This is a genomic window from Streptomyces albireticuli (genome assembly GCF_021228125.1).
GTDB classification, from domain to species: domain Bacteria; phylum Actinomycetota; class Actinomycetes; order Streptomycetales; family Streptomycetaceae; genus Streptomyces; species Streptomyces albireticuli.
This window is the reverse complement of the sequence record NZ_JAJQQS010000058.1, coordinates 1-3,898: the sequence shown is the minus strand read 5'-3', so window position 1 is coordinate 3,898 and position 3,898 is coordinate 1. Positions and strand designations below refer to the sequence as shown.

Sequence of the window (3,898 nt, the reverse complement as noted above, 5' to 3'; positions counted from 1 at the left end):
GTGATCACACCAACGGCCACCCCGCTTGGGGCCCCGGAACGTCAGCAGCGGCTCCATCCGCGCCCACCGCGCGCCCGCCAACGGCACACGGAACCAACGATCAGACGATCCCAAAGAAACGGCCTAGTAGTGCTTCGTTAGGTCTGCCGATCTTGCTTGTTCAGGGGCATGGTGTCGGGTATGAGGCTCGGGGAGGTGGAACGACTCCGGGGTGAGTTGGCGGAGTTCGTTGCCGGTGTATTCGCCTCGCTTCCGCGGCGGGATCAACGCCGGTGGGGCGAGTGCTACCTGTGGGGCTTGATGCTGGACGGCCGGCGTAAGTCGGTCCAGCCGATGTCCGAGCAGTTGCCCGATGAGAACATGCGGGCTCTGCGGCAGTTCGTGAACCAGTCGCCGTGGGACTGGCTGCCGGTGCGGCATCGGATCGCCGAACTCCTGGCAGGAGTGATTGAGCCTGAGGTGTGGGTGGCCGACGATGTGTCGTTCCTCAAATGAGGAACGGCTTCGGCGGGGGTGGCCCGGCAGTACTGCGGAGCGGTGGGCAAGCGGGCGAACTGCCAGGTCGCGGTGAGCGTGCACGCCGCCACCGACACCGCGTCCTGCCCGCTGCACCGGCAGCTGTTCCTGCCCGAGGAATGGGCCACAGAACCGGCTCGGTGCGCGCGGGCCGCAGCCCTCGCCGATATCGGCCACCGGGAGAAAAGACGGCTGGCCATAGACCTCATTGACGAGCTTGCCACCTGGGACCTGACCGTTCCGGTGGTGGTGGCCGATGCCGCCTATGGCACCAGCACCCCGTTCCGGCTGGCACTGGAACACCGCGGGCTGGGCTATGTGGTCGCGTTGACCGGCAAGGAAGTCGCCCATGGTGAGGCCGAGGAACCATTCTGGCCCGCTTATGGCGGACTCGGCCCTCCGACGCTGCCTCGATATCGCACGCCTCACCAGGCGGTGTCCCGTCTGGCCATGGATACTCCGGCGACCGGCTTTGCCAAGGTGACCTGGCGCGAGGGCAGCAAGGGCCGGATGACATCACGCTTCGCTCTGCTGCGGGTGCGGCCGGCGGGCAAGCAGGCTCTGCGGGCAGCCCAGGAAGCAGCCGGCGGGCGTAACTGCTGGGACGGTGTCCTGCCGGTGCAGACCGTCGTGGTGGAATGGCCCGACGGCGAGACAGCCCCGACCGGCTTCTGGATCACCAATCTACCCACGGGCACACCTCTCGGGAGCCTGGTGCGGTGGGCGAAGATGCGCTGGCGGATCGAGCACGATTACCGCGAACTCAAACACGGCCTCGGCCTGGATCACTTCGAAGGCCGCACCTGGCGCGGCTGGCACCACCACGTCACCCTCGTCACCGCCGTCCAGGCATTCCTCACCTTCCACCGGAACGACCCAAAAGTCCCCACACCGGCCTGACCCTCTACCAGGTCCTCGATGCACTTCAGGACCTGCTGCGGTGCTGGACCGGAAGCCGCACCACCTGCGGCCGACCACTCTCCAGCGCCAAGAACCAGCTCAGAACCAGAACCAGACGCTCACTGACCTAACGAAGCACTACTAGAAATCCAGTGCAGATGTCAGAGTTGAGCCGCTCGGCTAATACGCCGGGGTGGCCCGTTCGGCCTGGTCAGGGGCTTGGAGCTAGGGTCCAGGTTCCGTTGTGGTAGTCGAACCCAAGGTTGATCAGTCAGCGGAGGTTGAGGGCAGCGGCCCGGTGATGGATCCAGCGTTCGCCTTTGATGACGCCGCAGCAGAGCAAGCGGCGATTGCTTCGGTGGACGAGCCAGGCGATGGTCCGTTCACGGCGGGACGCCAGCGGCGGTGGTCCGCCTGCCAGGTAGGGTCAGCGGCTTGCTGCCGGGCGGCTTCCTGCAGCTGGTGGTGCAGGCGCCAGGTGACGACACGGCCGCCTTGGCGGTGGTGCACCCTGACCTGAGCGGGGCAGGAGGCGCACTGTCTCGCGGTGAAGCATGCCTTGCGCTGATGGTGCTTGCCGCCTGGCGACAGCAGGGCAGTGGTGTGACCGGCCGGGCAGGTTACTGTGCTGGTTGACGTGTCGATGCGAAAGTCGTCGAGGGTGAAGCCGTCTGCGACGGCTGTCCTCGGCGCGGGCGGTTTGATCAGCAGACGGCGTCCGACTTCGGTCAGTGCCACTCGCAGAGCGGCGGTGGAGTAGACGGAGTCGGCCAGGATGTCCAGAACTGCTGTCTCCTCGTCGAGCAGGTCCAGGGCGACCGGCGGCTTCGTAGTGCCCGGCGCCGGTGGCGGGCCGCAGGGTGATTGCGGTGATCAGGCCGGTCTCGGGCTCGGCGGCAAGGTGGGCCTTGAACCCGTCCTGGTAGTGAGAGAGGGCCTTGTGGACGTGCCCCGGCGTCGGGGTCGACGGTGGAGACCGTCCGGTCTTAGGCGACGCGGCGGGCGATGCGCCACCGGCCATCGGTGCCGTCGGAGCCGTCAGGCGGGTTCCACGTCCTGCCCGGCCACCAGAGCCAGGATCCCCACGGCATCAGCCGCCCGGGACCGAGGTCCTGCTCGGGAAGGCGGCCCAGCAGGTTGAGGGCGTCGGTAACCAATGCGGATGCGTCCACGAACTGGGCGCGGGCCTCCTCATCGTTCCAGGCGATGCGGGGCTTGCCCGGATCGGTGTAGTCATGGGCCCGGCAGCACTCGGCGGCCACCACACCGGCGCCGGGGACATCGCGGATCACGCGGCGGATCGCGGCGATCAGCTGGGTGACCGTGTCCTGGGCCACCGTGTCCTCCAGCACCACAGAGTCCAACGCCCGCCGGCGCCTGCCCTTGAGCACACCGGTGGCGGCGACCACCTCACGCACCGCGTCGAAGATCCGATCCGGCTGCCGGGAGCGGGCCAGGCGGCGCCGAAAGTACGCCAGCAAAGAGGCATCGAATGCCCCACCGTTCAGGCCCAGCCCGCATGCGGCTTTCCACCGCAGATCGCACCGCAGGTGCTGGACACTCTCGACATCCGACAGGCCGTGCAGGGTCTGCAGCACCACTGCACAGGCCAGCTCACCTAGCGGCACTGACGGGCGGCCATCCGACGACGGGTACATGTCCACGAACATCGCCTCCGGGAATAGCGTGCCCCGGTGCTCGGCCAAGAACGCGGACGCGTTCCCAGCAGGAATCAACTTCCGGCACGTGGCCCACGCATCAGGCCCGACCGGACGGCTGAGCGGTCGTCCCAGCATGCGTACAACACTGCCCCGAACCGCAAGGTCCAGGGCCAAAACAGCCCAACATCTTCACTGGATTTCTAGGCCTGCGGTTGGCCGCCGCTAGGGTCACCAGCGGTCCGTGCTGATCGCCACTGTGGGGATCCCAAACAACGGGGCCGACCGCGGCATGGAGAGATTCGGGCGGTAGCACATCGCCACCAGCAGCGCCTTCACCCTCAAGCACTACCGCTGAAAACACTCAGCCACGGCAACGGAAGAGTCTTCGGTCTAGGACGACCCATACCCAACCCACGGAATATCTTCGGCGCAGGCTGCTGGCCGGGTAGCGGCCCTTCTTACCACGCGGTGCTACCTCAATTTTTCAGAGTCGTCTGGGAGCCCCCAACGGTATTGCGGCGCAAAATGGAGAGCTGGGAGGCACTGGGCGTGCTACAGGAACTTGAGTACAGGTTGTGACAACATCTCTAGGGCGTCAAGCGGCCACAACGTGATCGCGTAGGTCCCCAGCCTTAAATCTGCCCCGCTGAGGCAGGCTAACACGCCATTTCGTTTGGTGTGATCTTGCGGGATCGTGGTGGGGTGACGACGAAGCTTGTTGAGCGGTTGGTGCCGGACGGCTTGTGGGAGTTGTTCCAGCGGGTCGTGCCGCCTGCGCCGGTACGCCCGCAGGGCGGCGGCCGTCGGCGGCATGGTGACCG

Annotated in this window: 3 pseudogenes; 2 read left to right on the top strand and 1 reads right to left on the bottom strand. The window is 66.6% G+C overall.

What is annotated here, in order from left to right:
* Positions 1-180: 180 nt before the first annotated feature.
* Positions 181-1,416, top strand: a pseudogene (locus tag LUZ64_RS36420) (IS701 family transposase).
* A 271-nt stretch (positions 1,417-1,687) separates the two neighbouring features.
* On the opposite strand, the pseudogene LUZ64_RS36415 reads toward LUZ64_RS36420, so the two are convergent.
* Positions 1,688-3,212 (bottom strand): annotated as a pseudogene (locus LUZ64_RS36415) (transposase).
* A 567-nt stretch (positions 3,213-3,779) separates the two neighbouring features.
* Between LUZ64_RS36415 and LUZ64_RS37695 the strand changes: the two are divergent.
* Positions 3,780-3,898: pseudogene (locus LUZ64_RS37695) on the top strand (IS5/IS1182 family transposase); the annotation flags it as partial.